A 19292-nucleotide genomic window follows, 5' to 3' on the forward strand; every position below is an offset into this window, starting at 1 on the left:
AATCAATAAAAAATTTGTATTTAAGAGAAAATGCGTTACAATGCTGATGATACGGATTCAATAAGTTTGATTTTGCGATTGTATGACCTATAGCAGTCCTGGGTGGTGCCGAAATGAATTTAGAAGAAAATCGGGAGGGCGAAATATTCCGTATAGATCCGCACGGAGGAGGTATAATCAATCCTCCGACATCGGGCCCTATCATTGCATTCATTCCGGACAAGATCAGGGACTCCCTCGCTTTATTGGAGCAAGTCAGGATCTCTATACTTGCCGAGGGGCCGCAGTTTGCCGAACCGTTTAGCGATTCAGAGCGCGCGGCATATGCTCTGGCTGTTACACGGGCCTATCACGATGCCGTCTCACGTACGAATTCGTTAGGGCCATCTGTTGCGGATGTTCTTGACGAATTGCTCCAGGTGGCATCGCAGGAGACGCGGCTTGTGGAGCTGCTCCCATATCTATCCGGTGGATAATTGTAGGTTTGTCAAACATATTGGACAGTGAATTCGTTCGGAGAAAGCCAACTAAGCGGTCTCATGGGGAAGTTGTTGGAGCGGCGGTTGTGGACAGCGAGCTGTCTGGCGAAGTCATCCAGGGAGTAAAAACTGTGGCAGGAATAGAAGCGTTTCTGGTCCTCACGGTGGCTGCGCTCCACCTTGCCGTTGTGGCGAGGCGTATAAGGCCGGATGAGCTTGTGGCGGATACCCAGTTGGGCGGCGGCGGACTCAAACAGAGTAGGGAGATCCCGCTTGCTGTTGGAGAAACGATTGGTAAATTCAAAGCCATTATCCGTCTGGACACATTCCACGCGGATTCCCCGGCGGGCGTACCATTTGGACAGCTTTTTCAGAAAGTCAGCGGAGGAAAAGGTGGACTGCTCCGGGTAGGCGGCCAGGAAGCGCAGGCGGGTGAACTCATCAATGGCGGTGTACTGAAACAGGCGGAGTTCCGAGTCGGTGATGCAGCGGCGGGGGACCACCTTCACATCTACCTGAACCCGCTGGCCGGGATAGGTCATCTGCTGGTAGGGCTTTGGCTTGTAGGCCGTTTTCTTCTCTTTAGGTGAGAACAGCCCCAGCTTTCTCATCACCCGGAACAGGCTCTCTGGGCGGCGGGTGTAGCCTCGCTGCCGCAGCCGGTGCCACAACTCCACCATACCCAGATTCGGATTGCGGCGGCGCATATCCCGGATCAGTTTTAGTTCTGCTTCTGTGTGCTGGTTTGGATGGCTGTGGGGCCGCCGGGACTGGCAAACCAGGGATTCTGCTCTGCCGTCCCAGCGTTTCTTCCAAAAGTAGATATACGACCGGCTTTTGTTATACTTCCGGCTTGCCCGGCTGACGCCGTATTTCTCCGCGTACTTCATCAGGGATTGCCGATATGCCATGTCCTGTGTTATACTCTTGCTCATGAAGGATATGGCCCCCTCTCGTCAAGTTGTTGTCTGCAACTCCAACTTTAACCGATGAGGCCTTATCCTTCATCCTTTTTTATTCTTCTGTCCAATATGTATTGTACTCCTACAATACGTAAAAATGCCTTGAGTTGTCTAAATCTTGAAAAACAATATCTGATGTGGTAGAATAAAATGCTATATCAGATTCCTTTGTCTCTTGACAGAAAGGGAATCGTAATGTCGGAGAAACGTAGAGATAGCAAAGGAAGATTGCTGAGAAATGGGGAGGTGCAAAGACAAGACGGCCTATATATGTTTCGGTATACCGACCCGAATGGAAAGCGGAAAACTGTGTATAGCTGGAAACTGGTAGACACAGACAAAGCACCAGAAGGAAAACGGTCTGTATTGGCGCTTCGAGATATTGAAAAGCAAGTCCTAAGAGACCTCGACGATGGTATTCGTACAGGCGATGCAAATTCTATTACTGTAAATGCACTGTTCAAATCGTTTATGGATTTGCGTGTTGACCTCAAGGAAACAACCAGATGCAACTACATTTGTTTGTACGACAGTCAAGTTCGGGAAGAGATCGGCGGAAGAAAAATCCGAAACATTAGGCTCTCAGATATCCAGAAACTCTACATGCACATGATCCAAGATCTTGGCCTCAAGGCAAGTACGGTGCAAAGTGTTCATTCCATTTTATATCAGATGTTTGAAAGTGCTGTAATGGACAATCTGATCCGTGTTAACCCTACGGCCAATGTCCTAAAAAGCCTGCGCAAGATGTTGTCAGTTGAGCAGGAGAAGCGACACGCATTGACCGAAGAAGAGCAGGCAAGATTGATCGAGTACGTGTATCGGTCGAGATACTATCGACGACTTGGAGCATTGTTTACAGTGCTTCTTGGGACCGGTATGCGGATTGGAGAAGCTCTCGGCCTTAGATGGTGCGACTGTGATTTTGAGAAAAAACTCATCAGCGTGAACCATACTCTCCTATATAAGCCAAGCGAGCATGGAGGCTATGAATACAGAATTTCTGAACCCAAAACAAAGGCTGGGCTGCGGACAATACCGATGCTGTCCGATGTCAAGGCCGTTCTTTTGGAAGAAAGGGATAAAAAACACCATCCAAATATCAAGCCGTTTTCCATTGGTGAATATACGGGGTTTATCTTTCTTAACAACAATGGAAAAGTGTTTACTCCGGCGTATGTGTTTGATACGATACAACATATCACGAGCACGTATAACCGAGAAGAATACTTTAACGCCGAAAAAGAGGGAAGAGATCCTTGCTATTTGCCTAAGTTCAGTGCTCACATCCTGCGCCATACCTTTTGCACAAGGCTTTGTGAAAATGAGCGGAATCTAAAAATCATCCAAGATGTTATGGGACATCGAAATATAAGAACCACGATGGATGTCTATAACGAGGCGACCGAGAGTAAGAAACTTGAGAGCTTTCATAGCTTGGACGGGAAGATCAAGGTTCTGTAGTTTTACACCAAATGATTGAGTTGGACACCAGATTACACCTGGATTTACACCACTTCACTGAAAAGTTATAGAAAACTGTAAGGGGTTATGTAAGCACAAAAAGCCTGGAACCCCTTGAAATAAAGGGGATAGAAGGTTATGGAAAGAAAGAGGTGTGCTTATGTACCTTAGAGCGTTGGAAATCCAGGGGTTCAAGTCCTTTCCGGACAAGACGGTGCTGTCCTTTGACGAGGATATCACCGCCATCGTGGGCCCCAACGGCAGCGGAAAATCGAATATCTCCGACGCCATCCGCTGGGTCATGGGGGAGCAGTCCACCAAGGCCCTGCGGGGGGGCAAGATGGAGGATGTGATCTTCGGCGGCACCGCCCTGCGCAAGCAGCAGGGCTTTGCCGAGGTATCCCTGGTGCTGGACAATACCGACCACCTGTTTCCCCTGGAGGAGAGCGAGGTGATGGTCACCCGGCGGTACTACCGCTCCGGCGAGAGCGAGTACTACATCAACCGCCGCTCCGTCCGGCTCAAGGACGTCAATGAGCTGTTCATGGACACCGGCCTGGGCCGGGAGGGATATTCCATCATCGGCCAGGGCCGCATCGACGAGATATTGTCCGTCAAGAGCGCCGACCGCCGGGAGGTCTTTGAGGAGGCCGCCGGCATCTCCCGCTTCCGCCACCGGAAAGAGGAGGCCGAGCGCAAGCTGGAGCGCACCCAGGAGAACCTGGTGCGCATCACCGACAAGATCGACGAGCTGGAGCTGCAGGTGGAGCCCCTGCGCCAGCAGAGCGAGAAGGCCAGGCGATTCCTGCTGCTGCGGGACGAGCTGCGGGGGCTGGAGATCTCCCTGTGGCTGGAGCAGCTGGAGAAGATCCGGGCCGGGGCCATCAAGACCGCGGCGGACTATGAGAACGCCGCCCGCCAGAAGGCGGAGGCCCAGCAGGCGGTGGAGGAGCTCTACGCCGCCGCCGAGGGGTACGCCGCACAGATGCGGGACAAGGACGTGGAGGCCGAGGGCGTCCGCTTCCAGATGATGCAGCGGCAGGCCGACGCCAACGGCCTGGAGAACGCCATCGCCGTGCTGAAAACCAACATCCAGAACAACCTGGAGAACCGGGATCGCATCCGGCGGGAGCTGGAGCAGCAGGAGGGCCGGGCGGGCTCCATTGCCTCCCAGATCGCCGAGCGGCGGGCCCGGCTGGACGAGCTGGCGGCGGAGGCGGAGAAGCTCCAGGCCCAGCTGGCCGCCCGCCAGGCGGAGGCCGACCAGGCCGCCCGCTCCGCCGGCACCCTGGCCGCCGAGCTGGAGGAGCTGCGGCAGAAGGAGGCGGTGGAGACCGCCTCCGCGGCCGAGGCCAAGGCCCTGCTGTCCGCCCTGGCCGCCGCCGCCCAGGAGCTGCTGGATCGGGACGAGGCGGTGCGGCAGGAGCTCTCCGCCGGGGAGGAGCGGCTCCAGGCCCTCAAAACAGAGGAGGGGGAGGCCCGCAAGGCCCTGGATCAGGCCAGGGAGGATCGGGACTCCCTCCAGAACGTGATCAATGGCTACCGCCTGCGGCTGGACGGACGGCAGAAGAAGGCCAGGGAGGCGGAGGAGCGCCACGTCAAGCTCCAGATGGAGGAGAACGCCCTCCAGAGCCGCATCCACATGCTCTCCGAGATGGAAAAGCTGTATGAGGGCTACTCCAAAGCGGTCAAACTGGTGATGGGGGAGGCCAAGCGGGGCCAGCTCCGGGGCATCCACGGCCCGGTGGCGGGGCTCATCCACGTGCCCGACCGGTGCACCGTGGCCGTCGAGACCGCCCTGGGCGGCGCCATGCAGCACATCGTGGTGGACACCGAGGAGGACGGCAAGGCCGCCATCTCCTACCTGAAGCGCCGGGACGGGGGGAGGAGCACCTTCCTGCCCCTGAGCACCATCCGGCCCGGCGAGTTCCGGGATCAGGGCGTGCGGCAGGAACAGGGCTTTGTGGGCCTGGGGGACGAGCTGGTGCAGTTCGACCCCAGGTACCAGAAGATCTTCTCCAACCTGCTGGGCCGCACCGTCATCGCCGAGGACATGGACGCGGCCATCGCCATGGCCCGCAAGTACGGCCACCGGTTCAAGATCGTCACCCTGGACGGCCAGGTGCTCAACCCCGGCGGCTCCATGACCGGCGGCTCGGTGTCCCGCAGCGCGGGCATCCTCAGCCGGGCCAACGAGCTGGAGCGGCTGAACCAGCAGCGGGCCTCCCTCACCGGCCAGCTGACCCAGGCCGCCCAGGCCATGGAGGAGGCCAGACGGGAGGCCGCCGCCGCCCAGTACGAGGTGGAGACCGCCCAGGCCCAGCAGCGTCAGCACGAGGACGAGATCCTCAAGCTGGAGGAGCGGCTGGCCAATTTTGCCGCCCAGCTGGCCGACGCCAACCGCCGCCAGGAGGAGCAGCGCTCCGAGCTGGAGACCCTCCAGGCCCGGGCCGCCCAGACCGAGGCGGACACCCAGGCCGCCCGAGCCCGCATCGAGGCCCTGGAGGGCTCCGCCGCCGCCCTGCGGGCCGAGGCCGAGGGCAAGGAGCAGGGCCGGGCCGGAGTGCAGGAGCAGGCCCAGGCCATCGGCAGCGCCATCGCGGAGCTGAACCTGCGCCTGGCCGCCCTGGAGGCGGAGAAGCAGGCATCCCAGGGAACCCTCTCAGAGCTGGAGGCCCTGCGGCAGGATCTCACCGGCGACAAGGCCCAGCGGGAGAAGATGCTCTCTGAGTTCCAGGAGAAAAACGCCGCCCTGGAGGGGGAGATCCTGGAGAAGGAACAGCAGCTCCAGGCCATCCGGCGGGAGAACCAGGCGCAGCAGGAGGCCATCTCCCGCATCAACAGCGAGAAGCTGGAGCTGGAGGCCCAGCGCAACCAGGCGGACAAAGCCGCCCGGGATAAAAATGGGGAGCTCTTAAACTTAGAGCGGGAGGTCTCCGTCTTAGAACAGAGAAAGGCCGCCGCCGCCTTGGAGGAGAAGGGCCTGCTGGACAAGCTGTGGGAGACCTACGAGCTGTCCCACGAGGCGGCAAAGGCCCAGCGGGTGGAGCTGGAGAGCGTCCCCAAGGCCCAGCGCCGGGTGGGGGAGCTGAAAAAGGCCATCTCCGGCCTGGGCAACATCAACCTGGACGCCATCGACGAGTTCCAGCGGGTCAACGAGCGGTACACCTACCTCACCGATCAGCGGGACGACGTGCTCACCTCCAAGAAGGAGCTGGAGGGCATCATCGCCGACATCACCGCCGAGATGAAGCACATCTTCTCCACCCAGTTTGCCATCCTCAACGACGCATTCCAGCAGACCTTTGTGGAGCTGTTTGGCGGCGGCCGGGCCGCCCTGGAGCTGGAGGATCCCGACGACATCCTGGGCTGCGGCATCGAGATCCGGGTGCAGCCGCCGGGCAAGGCCCTCAAGGTGCTATCCCTCCTCTCCGGCGGCGAGAAGGCCTTCGTGGCCATCGCCCTCTACTTCGCCATCCTCAAGGTGCGCCCCACCCCCTTCTGCGTCATGGACGAGATCGAGGCCGCCCTGGACGACGCCAACGTGGTGCGCTTCGCCCACTACATGCGCCAGATGGCGGACAAGACCCAGTTCATTGTCATCACCCACCGCCGGGGCACCATGGAGGAGGCCGACGTCCTCTACGGCGTCACCATGCAGGAGCAGGGGATCAGCCGCCTGCTGACCATCAACCTGAACGACGTGGAGAAGGAGCTGCACATCAAATAGCCGCCATCGGGATGCAATCAAAGCGCCCGCTGCATGGCTATTCTGGCAGGGAGGGGACTGGCGTATGGGTACAGGGCCGGAGCTTCCGAGCCGGAAGCACCCCCGCCTGCGGGACTATGATTACAGCCGGAACGGCGTGTATTTTCTGACCATCTGCACCAGGAACCGCGCCCCCATCTTGAGTGAGATCGTAGGGCGGGGGCTTGCCCCCGCCGAAGTCCGCCTCCTCACGGCAGGCCGGATTGCGGCGGAGGAGATGGAGAATCTTCCTAAACGGTTTCCCAGAGTATGGATAGAGGCATCCGTTATCATGCCCAACCACATTCACCTTCTTCTCTCCCTGAGGGCGGCGGGGGCAAGCCCCCGCCCTACAGATGGAAAAGATTCCGGAATTGTGGATGTGATGCGGGTATTCAAGTCATTGACGACCAGACGGTGGAACCAATGGAACGGGACACAGGGCCGCCCTCTCTGGCAGACATCCTACCACGACCACATCATCCGGGACGACAACGACTTCCTGAACCACTGGAGCTATCTGGAGCAAAACCCCGCCCGGTGGGCGGAGGATGAATACTATGTTTGCACGACGAAAGGAACCGGAACCACATGGGCTTTTTTGAAAAGATCAAGGCGGGGCTGACCCGCACCAAGGAGAACATCGGCCACTCCTTTGACCAGCTGTTCGCCGGGGAGCTGGACGACGACTTCTACGACGAGCTGGAGGAGACCCTGATCCTGGGGGACATGGGGGTGGACACCACCCTGAAGGCGGTGGAGGAGCTGCGGAAGCGGGTAAAGGCGGAGAAGATCAAGGACATGGACTCCGCCCGGGCCTGCCTGCGGCGGGTGCTCACCGAGATGCTCCAGGTGGGCGACCCCTCCCTCCACCTGACCACCACGCCGTCGGTGGCCCTGTTCATCGGGGTGAACGGCGTGGGCAAGACCACCACCATCGGCAAGCTGGCCGCCCGGATGAAGGGGGAGGGCAGGCGGGTGCTGATGGCCGCCGGGGACACCTTCCGGGCCGCCGCCGCCGACCAGTTGGAGATCTGGAGCCAGCGCTCCGGCGTGGAGTTGGTGCGCCAGCACGAGGGGGCCGACCCCGCCGCCGTGGTGTTTGACGCCCTCACCGCTGCCAGGGCGAGAAACACCGACGTGGTGCTCATCGACACCGCCGGGCGGCTGCACAACAAGCAGAACCTGATGAACGAGCTGAACAAGATCTCCCGGGTGGTAGACCGGGAGCTGCCCGGCTGCGACCGGGAGACCCTGCTGGTGCTGGACGCCACCACCGGCCAGAACGGCCTGATCCAGGCCAAGCAGTTCAAGGAGGCCGCCGGCATCACCGGCATCGTGCTCACCAAGCTGGACGGCTCCGCCAAGGGCGGCATCGTCATCGCCATCGCCCAGGAGCTCCAGGTGCCGGTGAAGTACATCGGCGTGGGGGAGGGCATTGACGATCTCATGCCCTTCGAGACCGAGGCTTTCGTCGAAGCACTGGTATAAAACCTTCCCCCGTGTGGGGGGAAGGTGCCACAGTGTACACACTGGGGCGGATGAGGGGGAGGGCGTTGACAGGCGGTACCCCTCATCAGTCAGCCCTTCGGGCTGCCAGCTTCCCCCCACAGGGGGGAAGCCCGATATAAGGAGGTTGTAACCATGGCAAGAATCGACGGCCGGGCGGCGGATCAGCTGCGGCCCGTGGAGATCATCCCCAACATCAACAAATTCGCGGAGGGCTCCTGCCTGATCCGCTGCGGCAATACCCATGTGCTCTGCTGCGCCAGCGTGGAGGAGCGCACCCCGCCCCATGTCCCCGAGGGGGAGGGCTGGGTTACCGCCGAGTACTCCATGCTGCCCCGGGCCAACCGGGAGCGCAGCAAGCGGGACATCTCCAAATTGAAGCTCTCTCCCCGCTCCGCGGAGATCCAGCGGCTCATCGGCCGCTCCCTGCGGGCCTGCGTGGACATGAAGAAGCTGGGCGAGCGCACCATCACCGTGGACTGCGACGTGCTCCAGGGGGACGGCGGCACCCGCACCGCCTCGGTCACCGGCGGCTTTGTGGCCCTGAGCTATGCCCTGCACAAGCTGGTGGCGGACGGCGTGCTGCCCGAGATGCCCCTGACCACCTGCGTGGCGGCGGTGTCCGCCGGCATCGTGGGGGAGGAGCCCATGCTGGATCTGTGCTACGAGGAGGACTCCCACGCCCAGGTGGATCTCAACTGCGTCATGACCGGGGAGGGGAACCTGGTGGAGCTCCAGGGCACCGGCGAGGGCCGGCCCTTCACCGTGGACGAGCAGCGGGCCCTGGTGGATCTCTGCGCCAAGGGCATCAAGGAGCTCCAGGCCATCCAGAGACAGGTGCTGGGAGGTTGAGCGGCATGAAATTGGTATTGGCCAGCAAGAACGCCCATAAGCTGGTAGAGATGAAGGACATCCTCTCCCAGCTGGGGATGGAGGTGGTGCTGGAGTCCGACGTGGGGGTCGACGTGGACGTGGAGGAGACCGGCGCCACCTTTGAGGAGAACGCCTACCTCAAGGCCCACGCGGTGATGGAGGCCAGCGGCCTGCCCGCCATCGCGGACGACTCCGGCCTGTGCGTGGACGCCCTCAACGGGGCCCCCGGCGTGTACTCCGCCCGCTACGGCGGGCCGGGGCTGGACGACGCGGGCCGGTATAAGCTCCTGCTGGAGAACATGCGGGGCCAGCTTGACCGGCGGTGCAAATTCGTCTCGGCCATCTGCTGCTGCTTCCCCAACGGGGACAGGGTGGAGGCCAGGGGGGAGTGTGCCGGCACCCTGGCCTACGCCCCCAAGGGGGAAGACGGCTTCGGCTACGACCCCATCTTCTTCGTCCCCGGCCTGAAAAAGACCTTCGCGGAGCTCTCGCCGGAGGAGAAAAACGCCATCTCCCACCGGGGCAATGCCCTGAAGGCCTTCCGGGAGAAGCTGGAGACATACCTGAAGAAATAACGGCCTTCCCCCCGCAGGGGGAAAGGCGGCGCGCAGCGCCGGATGAGGGAGCCGGAGCCATCCTGGAGGTCACCCCCATCCGTCAGCCTTACGGCTGACAGCCTCCCCCTGAAAGGGGGAGGCCAGGGCGCACGCGCAGCCGGAGACAGAAACAAAAGGAGAACGATCCATGGAAGAACTGACAAGCAAGCAGCGCGCTCAGCTTCGTGGGCTGGCCAACAGCATCGACACCATCCTCCACGTGGGCAAGGAGGGCATCGGGGACAACCTGGCCAAGCAGGCCGACGACGCCCTGGAGGCCCGGGAGCTGATCAAGGGCAAGGTGCTGGAGAACAGCCTACTCACCAGCCGGGAGGCGGCGGAGGAGCTGGCGGAGAAGACCCGCAGCCAGGTGGTGCAGGTCATTGGAACAAAATTCGTGTTATATCGTCCAACCCATAAGAAGGACAAAAAGGACAAGATCGTGCTGGTAACGGACAGGAAGCGCAAGGGATGAACGAACAGGAGGGGCAGACCATGAAGCTTGGCATCTATGGCGGCACCTTTAACCCGCCCCACCTGGGGCACCTGACCTCTGCCCGGCTGGCCCTGGACGCCTTGGGGCTGGACGCGCTGCAATTTGTCCCGGCGGCCACGCCGCCCCACAAGGCCCTGCCCGCCGGCTCCCCGGCGCCGGAGGAGCGGCTGGCCATGGTGGAGCTGGCCGCCGACGGCCTGCTGATGCCCAAGCGGGTGGGGGTGAGCGACATGGAGTTCACCCGCCCGGGCAAGAGCTACACCGCCGACACCCTGGAGCAGCTCCACGCCCAGTACCCCGGGGCGGAGCTGTGGCTGCTCATGGGCACGGACATGTTCCTCACCCTCCAGTACTGGCGGGAGCCGGAGGTGATCACCCGCCTGGCGGGGGTGTGTACCTTTGCCCGCACCCAGTCGGACAGCGGGGAGGCCCTGTCCATCCAGGCGGAGTACCTGCAAAAGACCTTCGGGGCCAGGACATGCGTGCTCCAGTTGCCCCAGATCGTGGACGTGTCCTCCACCCAGCTGCGGGAGCTGCTGGCCAGGGGGGAGGGGCAGCAGTACCTGCCCCCGGCGGTGTACGGCTACATCATCCGCCGCGGGCTGTACGGTGTCCACTGGGATCTGAAGCACCTGCCCGACCGGGAGCTGCGGGCCTGCTCCTACTCCATGATCAAGGCCAAGCGCATCGCCCACGTCCAGGGGACGGAGGGGGAGGCGGCCCGCCTGGCCCGCCGCTGGGGGGCCGATGAGGAGCACGCCCGCCGGGCGGCCATCCTCCACGACTGCACCAAGTATCTGGACATGGAAGAGCAGTTGCAATTGTGCAGAAAATATGGTATCGTACTGGATGATTTGGAGCAGCAGGCGGTAAAGCTCCTCCACTCGAAGACGGGCGCGTGTGTGGCCCGGGACGTGTATGGGGTGAGCGACGATATCTATGACGCCATCTTCTGGCACACCACCGGAAAGGCGGACATGAGCCTGCTGGAGAAGATCCTGTACATCGCCGATTATATGGAGCCCACCCGGGACTTCCCGGGGGTGGAGCGCCTGCGGGCGCTGGCCTATGAGGATCTGGACGCGGCGGTGTGCCTCGGATGTGAGATGAGCATAGAGGAGATGGCGGAGCGGGGCCTGCCGGTACACCCCAATACGGTGAAGGCCAGAGATTGGCTCAAGACCCACAGGAAAGGAACTGTCGATTGATGAACCCGGAAGAGAAAAAGAATCACCGGGGCGGCTCCCGGCTCCAGAAGCCGGAGAAGCCCCAGCGGGAGAAAAAACCCAGACCCCAGCGCACCAGGCAGCAGAAGGCGCTGCGCATCCTCTATATCGTCCTTACCGTGATCGCCGCCCTCATCGTGGCGGGCTTCGTGATCTTCAACTTCATCAGCGCCCCGCCCGATGTGGCGGAGCCCACCCCCACGCCCCGCACCACCACTTATATTGATGACGAGGGCAATGAGGTGAAGGAGGAGATCCCCGGCCTGGCCGCCAACCGGAAGGAGCAGTTCTACACCTTCCTGCTGGTGGGGCAGGACACCTTCGGCGGCGGCAACACCGACACCATGATGCTGGCGGCCTACGATGTGCCCAACCAGACCCTCAACGTCATGAGCCTGCCCCGGGACACCTATGTGCGCTACAACGGCCGGCGGGTACTTCTGAACTCGGTTTACAACCGGGCCGGAGCGGGCGACAGCGGCATGGAGGCCCTGAAGGAGGAGGTGGGGGAGCTCACCGGCGTCACCCCCGACTTCTATGTGATCGTCCAGTGGGAGGCCGTGGGCGAGCTGGTGGATGCCATCGGCGGCGTGTACTTCGATGTCCCCCGGCGGATGTACTACAACGACCTGTCCCAGGATTTCAAGATCGACTTGCAGGAAGGCTACCAGCTGCTGGACGGCAACGACGCCATGGGCCTGCTCCGCTGGCGGCACAACAGCGACGACAGCGGACATATCCTCAACAGCGGCTATGCCAACGGCGACCTGGGCCGCATCGAGACCCAGCAGGCCTTCATGACTGCGGTGATCGAGAAGTGCCTCCAGCCCTCCGTGCTGTTGCCCAACCTGCTGGAATATATTGATATCTTCCAGCGGAATGTGGTCACCGATCTGAGCGTGGGCAACATGGCCTATTTCGCCAAGTCCGCCATCGGCAACATGAACATGGACAATGTGGCTTTCATGACGATGCCCTGGAAGGACGCCGGAGATGGAGCCCATGTACTCCCCATCGGCAGCCAGCTGGTGGAGGCTATCAACGACGGCTTCAACCCCTACGAGGAGGACATTTCCCTCAGCGATCTGGATCTGGTGACCAGTATTGGCAGTTCCAGCAGCTCCGGCAGTTCCAGCAGCAGCTCCGGCTCCGGAACCACCACCCAGACCACACCACCCCACCCCCGACGCCACCCCGTCGGAGAGCCCAGTGGAGAGTCCGGATACCACCCCGGCATGACCCCATCCCGGAGGTGACGCCCACCCCGGCGCCGGAACGCCGCCCCGGCGGTGGAGACCACCCGCCGGCCGTCGAGAGCCCTGCCAGCAGTGATGTGCCGGTGGACAACCGGCGGAGAGCACCGCCCCGACCCGCCCCACTCCGAGCCCGCCGCAACCCCGGTACCGCCGATCCCAACGCCGGAGCGTACGGGCCGGGCATGGAGCCCATTGAATAGGAAGGAGCGCACGAATGACACCCAAAGAGATCGCCATCGCCGCCGTCAAGGCCCTGGACAGCAAAAAGGGCCAGGATATCAAGTGCCTGGAGACCGGGCACCTGACCACCCTGGCGGACTACTTTGTCCTCTGCACCGCCACCTCCACCACCCAGATCAAGGCCCTGGCCGATGTGTGTGAGAAGATGCTCAAGGACGCCGGGGAGCCCCCCCACCACGTGGAGGGCCACCGTGGCGGCACCTGGATCCTGCTGGACTTCTCCTCCGTGGTGGTTCACATCTTCAACGAGGAGGCCCGGGAGTTTTACGACCTGGAGCGCCTCTGGAGCGACGCCAGTCCGGTGGATCTGACCGGCGTGCTGACCGAGAACTGAAGAGTATGACAGTGCCCCGGAACGTCGGTTCCGGGGCACTGACTGTCAAAAAAACTTCTGTGAGGGAACGCCTCGCAGAGTTCCTGCGGCCGCAGCCGCAGGAATCAAATGAAAATCCGTCATTTCCGGCGACATGCGCGTCGGAAATGACACTTCTCATGGCGGAAGGGGTGACAATTTCGCAAGAAATCGAGCCCATTCCGCCATGCAGCTTTTCTCGAAAAAGTGGCGAAGCCACTTTTTCGAGACGCTGAGGGCCCCGGAACCGACGTTCCGGGGCCCTTTTCCCGCATTTCTTCGGCTTTCTGGCGAAACAGGCTTTTCAGCGGCCCGGGCATGTGGTAGGATAGAGCAAATGAGACAGGAGGGATTTTCATGCTCTTTGTTTGCTACCCCAAGTGCACCACCTGCCAGAAGGCAAAAGCCTGGCTGGAGGGCTGCGGCCTAACCTTTGACGTGCGGGACATCAAGACCGACCGCCCCACCGAGGCGGAGCTGCGCCAGTGGCATGAGCGCAGCGGCCTGCCCCTCAAGCGGTTTTTCAACACCAGCGGCTTACAGTACAAGGCCCTGGGCCTGAAGGACAAGCTGCCCCAGATGAGTGAGGACGAGCAGTTTGCCCTGCTCTCCACCGACGGCATGCTGGTGAAGCGGCCCATCCTGGTGGGGGACGGCTTTGTGCTGGTGGGCTTCAAGGAGAGCGAATGGGAGGCGCGGCTGGGTTGACCGCCGCCCCTCCTCGGATAAAACGGCACGGGCGCGGCATTGCCGCGCCCGCTGGTTTTCTCTACAGATGCTTCTCCAGCCAGGAGAGCACGTCGTCCCAGACTTCCTGACGGTTGGTCTCGTTGAGCATCTCGTGCCGCCCCTCCGGGTAGAGCTTCACGGTGAGATCCCGTACCCCCGCGTCCTTGAACCAGCCGGCCACCTTTTTCACCCCCGCGCCGTTGGCCCCCACCGGATCCCGGTCGCCGGAGAAGAAGTACACCGGCGTGTCCGGATCCATCCGTCGCAGGTTGGCCGGTTTAGCCAGCAGCTGAAGACCCACCATCATGTCGTGGTACATGCCCACGGTGGGGAGAAAGCGGCACAGGGGGTCGGCGCAGTAGGCGTCCACCACGGCGGTGTCCCGGGAGATCCAGTCCGCCGAGGTGCGGGCGGGCTTGAACTGCCCGTTGTACCGCCCCACGGAGAGGCTGTCCATCAGGCCGCTGCGGGCCCGGGAGCCCTTGAGGCGGATGAGCAGGGCGGAGAGGGCCCGCCCCGCCGCCACGGTGAGGGGCGGCTCCTGCCCGGTGCCGGAGAGGATGGCCCCGTCCACGGTGCCCGGCCAGAACATGAGGTAGCCCCGCACCACGAAGGAGCCCATGGAGTGGCCCATGAGGAAATAGGGCACGCCGGGGTGCTCCGCCCCCGCCAGCTCCCGCAGGGCGCGCACGTCCTTCACCACGTGCCTCCAGCCGTCCTTCTCCCCGAACCAGCCGTACTCCTCCGGGCCGGCGGCGGTGCGGCCGTGGCCCAGGTGGTCGTGGCCCACCACGGCGAAGCCGTGCTCCGCCAGGAACCGGGCGAAGGGGGCGTAGCGGCCCATATGCTCCGAGATGCCGTGCACCAGCTGCACCACCGCCCGGGGCCGCTCCGCAGGCAGCCAGCGGACGGCGGCGACGGTATGTACCCCGTCGCTGGAGGGAAAGTGAAATTCTTCTGTCGTAACCATGGAAATAGGGCTCCCTTTGTGATAAAATAAGCTATCCGATTCTGGGTACAGTCTAACCCAAGACGCCGTCCCCGTCAAGAGAAAGGAAGAGCGCTATGGACGCCATTGACCGTTTTCTCCGCTATGTGACCTATGACACCCAGTCCGACGAGCACAGCGACACCTCCCCCTCCACCGAGAAGCAGAAGGTGCTGGGCCAGGCGCTGGCCGACGAGCTGGGCCAGCTGGGGCTCCACAAGGCCCATATGGACGAGCATGGCTATGTATACGCCTGGCTGCCCGCCACCCCCGGCAGCGAGGGCATCCCCTGCGTGGGACTCATCGCCCACATGGACACCTCCCCGGACGCGCCGGGAGCCGGGGTGAACCCCCGCATTGTCCGCTACGAAGGGGGCGACATCGTCCTCAACGAGGAGAAGGGCATCGTCATGAGGGCCGCCGAATTTGAGAGCCTGGCGAAGTACCAGGGGCAGGAGCTGATCGTCACCGACGGCACCACCCTGCTGGGGGCGGACGACAAGGCCGGCGTGGCGGAGATCATGACCGCCGTGGCCTACCTGGCCGAGCACCCGGAGGTGCCCCACGGCCGCATCGCCGTGTGCTTCACCCCCGACGAGGAGGTGGGCCAGGGGGCCGACCGCTTCGACGTGGAGGGCTTCGGCGCGGCGGTGGCCTACACCGTGGACGGCGGCGAGCTGGGGGAGATCGAGTATGAGAACTTCAACGCCGCCAACGCCGGGGTGTTTGTCCGCGGCGTGAACATCCACCCAGGCTCGGCCAAGAACAAGATGAAGAACGCCCTGCTCATCGCCCTGGAGTACGCCGGGCTGCTGCCCCCCGCCGAGACCCCGGCCCACACCGAGGGGTATGAGGGCTTCTACCACCTCCACGATATGAAGGGCAACGAGACCGAGGCGGAGCTGCACTACCTCATCCGCGACCACGACCGGGCCAGATTCGAGGCCCGCAAGCAGTTCCTGGCCCAGGCTGCCGCCTTCCTCAACCAGAAGTACGGCGCCGGCACGGTGGAGGTGGTGGTGAAGGACTCCTACTACAACATGAAGGAGCAGATTGAGCCCCACATGTACCTGATCCTCCGGGCCCGGGCGGCCATGGAGGCGGCCGGGATCACCCCGGTGGAGGTGCCCATCCGGGGCGGCACCGACGGTGCCCGGCTGAGCTATATGGGCCTGCCCTGTCCCAACCTGTGCACCGGCGGCGTCAACTTCCACGGCGTCCACGAGTACATCCCCGCCGCCGCCCTGAACCAGATGACCCAGGTGCTGGTCAATCTGGTGACGGCCCAGTAAAATACAATAATGCCCAACGAGGGGCGGCCTCCGAAGCCGGAGGCCGCCCCTCGCATATAGCTCCCCAACCAAAGCGGAGCTTACAGGATCATCTGGAAGAACTGGAACAGCAGCTTGGCGCCGTAGAAGATGATGATGACGCCGCAGACGATGTTGATGACCCGTAGGATCTTGTCGTTGAACTTGGCGGAGAAGCAGGAGATCAGCACCGTGATGCCGAAGAACCACAGGAAGGAGGCGGAGGAGGAGCCCAGGATCAGCTGGGTGCTCACCGCGCTGGGGTTTCCCGCGTGGAAGCCGCCGAAGAGCATGGTGCCGTCGATGAGGGCCTGGGGGTTGCACCAGGTGACCACGAAGGCCTTGGCGGCGATCTTGGGCAGGGGGATGTTTACGTCCACGCTGTTGTCCATGGTTGGGTGATCCCGCAGCAGGCCGATGCCGATCCAGATGACGATGCCGCCGCCCACCAGCAGAATGACCATCTGGAGCCAGGCAAACCGGCTCATCAGCGCGCCGATGCCGAAGAAGCAGGCCAGGGCCAGGCTGATGTCGAAGAAGATGACGATCAGTGCGGTGAGCAGGGCCTTCCGCCGGGGCTGGGTCAGGGCGGAGTTGATGACGAACAGGTTCTGCATCCCAATGGGTGCGACGTAGGCCAGACCGATGCCCAGGCCCTGGAGATATGGCGGCATAGAACAATTCCTCCTAAAGTCTTTCCTTTTTCTGAACTTAGTATTATAATAGCACCTATGCTGGAAATTGACAAGGACGCAGAAATTTCATACCAGGTAAGGAGGAACTGACCTGATGGCCATGGAACACGACAACTGCCCCTGTATGGAGACCTGCCCTCTGAACCGGGCCATGGGCCTCATCGGCGGCAAGTGGAAGATGCAGATACTCTGTTCCCTCTACAACAACGGCCCCACCCGCTATAACCAGCTGAAAAAGACCCTGGACGGGGTGTCCAACACGGTGCTGGCCAATGCCCTGCGGGAGCTGGAGGGGGACGGGCTGGTCAAGCGGCGGGAGTATCTGGAGGTGCCGGTGCGGGTGGAGTACGAGATCACCGAGCCCTGCCGGCAGCTGATCCCCATTCTGGATGAGCTGGGCAACTGGAGCCTGACGGTGCAGACCGTCCGGGCATAGAGCTTCATGCGCCATTGGCACGCCGCGGGCAGAGGCAGACGCAGCGGCGCCTCCCAAAGCCCTGCCGTGCAAAAGCACAGCAAAACGCCGCGGGCAGAGGCCCGCGGCGTGGGTCATGGCTCAATATCTGTGGGTCATGCGGAACCACAGGTGGCTCCAGAAGGTGTCCTTTACATAGCCCTTGGAGACCCGGAATTTCCACTCGGCCTCCCGGGCCTGCTTGCGGCAGGAGCGCTCATCGCGGGTCATGTCGTTTGGAGGCGGCAGCTCCGCATTGAGCCTGCCCTTCAGACATTCCGCAGGGAATGAGATATTCATGACGGACTCCTTTCCGGCCGACCGGCCCTTTCTGCCTTCATGATAGGATGGGGAGGGGAGAAAGTCAAGAACAAACTGGTTACAAACCGCCGGCGGCCCGGGGCTGCTGCGGCTGTTTGGATAGAGAATCTTCAGAGAAGGGGAGAGAGCATGGACGCAATTGTGACTTTCATCAACTGGCTGGACGACTTTATCTGGGGCATTCCCATGATCGTCCTGCTGCTGGGCACCCACCTGTTTATGACGGTGCGCACCGGCTTCATCCAGCGCAAGCTGTTCACCGGCATCCGGCTGTCCGTCACCAAGGATCCGGATTCCCCCGGCGACGTGAGCCAGTTCCAGGCCCTGACCACCGCCCTGGCCTCCACCATCGGCACGGGCAACATCATCGGTGTGGGCACCGCCATCTTCCTGGGCGGCCCCGGCGCGGTGTTCTGGTGCTGGATCGCCGGCGTGTTCGGCATCGCCACCAAGTACGCCGAGTCCCTCATCGCCGTCAAGTACCGGGTGCGTACCAGGGACGGCAAAATGCAGGGCGGCGCCATGTACGCCCTGGAGCGGGGGCTGAACCTGAAATGGCTGGGGGTGGCCTTTGCCCTGCTGGCCACCATCGCCTCCTTCGGCATCGGCTGCGGCACCCAGATCAACGCCATCGCCGAGGTCATTGAGAACAACGTGCCCTTCCACATCCCGCCTATTGCCATCGGCATCGTGGGCGGCATCCTCACCGCCATTGTCATCATCGGCGGCATCCAGTCCATCGCCAGTGTGTGCGAGAAGCTGGTGCCCTTCATGGCCATCTTCTACGTGCTGGGCTGCATCATCATCCTGGGCATCAATTTTGACACGCTCCTGCCTGCCATCGGGGCCATCCTCCGCCTGGCCTTCACCCCCGGCGCGGTGGCCGGCGGCCTGGTGGGCCAGGGCCTGCTCATCGCCCTGCGCTTCGGCGTGGCCCGGGGCCTGTTCTCCAACGAGTCGGGCATGGGCTCCGCCCCCCTGGTGGCCTCCGCCGCCCAGACCCGCAACCCGGTGCGGCAGGCCCTGGTGTCCGCCACCGGCACCTTCTGGGACACCGTGGTGGTGTGCCTCATGACCGGCCTGGTGCTGGTGACCACCATCATGAAGAACCCCAGCATCAACATGGACAGCGTTACCGACGGCGGCCAGCTCACCACTCTGGCCTTCTCCCAGATCCCCGTGCTGGGCCCCATCATCCTGGTGGTGGGCATCATCACCTTCGCCTGGTCCACCATCCTGGGCTGGTCTTACTACGGTGAGCGGTGTGCCCAGTACCTGTGGGGGAAGAAGTCCCTGCTGCCCTACAAGCTGATCTTCGTGGCGGTTGTGGTGGTGGGCCCGGTGCTGGCCCTGGATCTGGTGTGGACTATCGCCGACATCCTCAACGCCCTCATGGCCATCCCCAACCTGATCGCCGTGCTGCTGCTCTCCGGCGTGATCGCCAAAGAGACCAGGCACTACTTAAACAACCTGGACGAGGTGGACAAGACGGAGATCCCCTGCGTGGACAAATAAAAAGTCAAAAGTTCTTGACATTTTGGGCGTATGGGTGTATCCTCCTAAATGTAAAAAGGCTTTGACATTTAGGGGGTGC

18 protein-coding genes are annotated in these 19292 nt (G+C 62.2%); 14 read left to right on the forward strand and 4 right to left on the reverse strand.

Features of this window, described 5'->3' with window-relative positions; genetic code table 11:
* Positions 1–487: 487 nt before the first annotated feature.
* Positions 488–1390: a DDE-type integrase/transposase/recombinase gene (locus B5E42_RS01625; protein WP_242966978.1), complete on the reverse strand. Its 903-nt coding sequence runs from the start codon at positions 1388–1390 to the stop codon at positions 488–490.
* 246 nt (positions 1391–1636) lie between these two features.
* On the opposite strand from B5E42_RS01625, the gene B5E42_RS01630 reads away from it, so the two are divergent.
* The 11 genes from B5E42_RS01630 to B5E42_RS01680 all read left to right on the forward strand — a co-directional run bounded on the left by B5E42_RS01630 (position 1637) and on the right by B5E42_RS01680 (position 13909).
* On the forward strand, positions 1637–2905 hold the full coding sequence (locus tag B5E42_RS01630) for a site-specific integrase (protein ID WP_162613887.1): 1269 nt from the start codon (positions 1637–1639) through the stop codon (positions 2903–2905).
* Positions 2906–3065: 160 nt separating this feature from the next.
* The gene (gene smc, locus B5E42_RS01635) at positions 3066–6635 is read left to right on the forward strand and encodes a chromosome segregation protein SMC (protein ID WP_087236246.1); all 3570 of its coding nucleotides are present in this window, start codon (positions 3066–3068) and stop codon (positions 6633–6635) included.
* Positions 6636–6699: 64 nt separating this feature from the next.
* Positions 6700–7278, forward strand: coding sequence for a transposase (locus tag B5E42_RS01640; RefSeq protein WP_087236248.1), 579 nt, complete (start codon positions 6700–6702; stop codon positions 7276–7278).
* On the forward strand, positions 7245–8144 hold the full coding sequence (gene ftsY, locus B5E42_RS01645) for a signal recognition particle-docking protein FtsY (protein WP_087236250.1): 900 nt from the start codon (positions 7245–7247) through the stop codon (positions 8142–8144). The genes B5E42_RS01640 and ftsY overlap by 34 nt, the downstream gene beginning before the upstream one ends.
* 153 nt (positions 8145–8297) lie before the next feature.
* Complete coding sequence (rph, locus tag B5E42_RS01650) at positions 8298–9014, forward strand: ribonuclease PH (protein ID WP_087236252.1); 717 nt, start codon at positions 8298–8300, stop codon at positions 9012–9014.
* 5 nt (positions 9015–9019) lie between these two features.
* Entirely contained in the window at positions 9020–9610 is a 591-nt protein-coding gene (locus B5E42_RS01655; RefSeq protein WP_087236254.1) for an XTP/dITP diphosphatase, read from the forward strand.
* Positions 9611–9779: 169 nt separating this feature from the next.
* Positions 9780–10106 carry a ribosome assembly RNA-binding protein YhbY gene (gene yhbY / locus B5E42_RS01660; protein ID WP_087236256.1) on the forward strand — a complete coding sequence of 109 codons (327 nt, stop codon included), beginning with the start codon at positions 9780–9782 and terminating at the stop codon, positions 10104–10106.
* Positions 10103–11335 (forward strand): nicotinate (nicotinamide) nucleotide adenylyltransferase, encoded by a 1233-nt coding sequence (gene nadD / locus B5E42_RS01665; protein ID WP_242966979.1) that lies wholly within the window; start codon positions 10103–10105, stop codon positions 11333–11335. Before yhbY ends, nadD begins: the two co-directional genes overlap by 4 nt.
* Positions 11335–12609, forward strand: a complete 1275-nt coding sequence (locus B5E42_RS19935) for an LCP family protein (protein WP_275535621.1) — start codon at positions 11335–11337, stop codon at positions 12607–12609. Before nadD ends, B5E42_RS19935 begins: the two co-directional genes overlap by 1 nt.
* A gap of 214 nt (positions 12610–12823) precedes the next feature.
* Complete coding sequence (rsfS, locus tag B5E42_RS01675; protein WP_087236258.1) at positions 12824–13183, forward strand: ribosome silencing factor; 360 nt, start codon at positions 12824–12826, stop codon at positions 13181–13183.
* 375 nt (positions 13184–13558) lie between these two features.
* The gene (locus tag B5E42_RS01680) at positions 13559–13909 is read left to right on the forward strand and encodes an arsenate reductase family protein (protein ID WP_087236260.1); all 351 of its coding nucleotides are present in this window, start codon (positions 13559–13561) and stop codon (positions 13907–13909) included.
* Positions 13910–13970: 61 nt separating this feature from the next.
* Here the strand turns inward: B5E42_RS01680 and B5E42_RS01685 are convergent, their stop codons facing one another.
* The gene (locus tag B5E42_RS01685) at positions 13971–14900 is read right to left on the reverse strand and encodes an alpha/beta hydrolase (RefSeq protein ID WP_087236262.1); all 930 of its coding nucleotides are present in this window, start codon (positions 14898–14900) and stop codon (positions 13971–13973) included.
* A gap of 95 nt (positions 14901–14995) precedes the next feature.
* Here B5E42_RS01685 and pepT point away from each other — a divergent pair, with 95 nt between their 5' ends.
* Positions 14996–16210, forward strand: a complete 1215-nt coding sequence (gene pepT, locus B5E42_RS01690; protein ID WP_087236264.1) for a peptidase T — start codon at positions 14996–14998, stop codon at positions 16208–16210.
* An 80-nt stretch (positions 16211–16290) separates the two neighbouring features.
* Here pepT and B5E42_RS01695 read toward each other — a convergent pair whose 3' ends face one another.
* Positions 16291–16902 carry a LysE family transporter gene (locus B5E42_RS01695; RefSeq protein ID WP_087236266.1) on the reverse strand — a complete coding sequence of 204 codons (612 nt, stop codon included), beginning with the start codon at positions 16900–16902 and terminating at the stop codon, positions 16291–16293.
* 115 nt (positions 16903–17017) lie between these two features.
* Here B5E42_RS01695 and B5E42_RS01700 point away from each other — a divergent pair, with 115 nt between their 5' ends.
* Positions 17018–17359: a helix-turn-helix domain-containing protein gene (locus tag B5E42_RS01700; RefSeq protein WP_087236269.1), complete on the forward strand. Its 342-nt coding sequence runs from the start codon at positions 17018–17020 to the stop codon at positions 17357–17359.
* A 120-nt stretch (positions 17360–17479) separates the two neighbouring features.
* Here the strand turns inward: B5E42_RS01700 and B5E42_RS01705 are convergent, their stop codons facing one another.
* The gene (locus B5E42_RS01705; RefSeq protein ID WP_191379902.1) at positions 17480–17677 is read right to left on the reverse strand and encodes a hypothetical protein; all 198 of its coding nucleotides are present in this window, start codon (positions 17675–17677) and stop codon (positions 17480–17482) included.
* 150 nt (positions 17678–17827) lie between these two features.
* On the opposite strand from B5E42_RS01705, the gene B5E42_RS01710 reads away from it, so the two are divergent.
* On the forward strand, positions 17828–19213 hold the full coding sequence (locus B5E42_RS01710) for a sodium:alanine symporter family protein (RefSeq protein ID WP_087236271.1): 1386 nt from the start codon (positions 17828–17830) through the stop codon (positions 19211–19213).
* Positions 19214–19292 lie beyond the last annotated feature (79 nt).

It is taken from the genome of Flavonifractor sp. An10 (assembly GCF_002161215.1).
Lineage (GTDB): Bacteria > Bacillota > Clostridia > Oscillospirales > Oscillospiraceae > Flavonifractor > Flavonifractor avistercoris.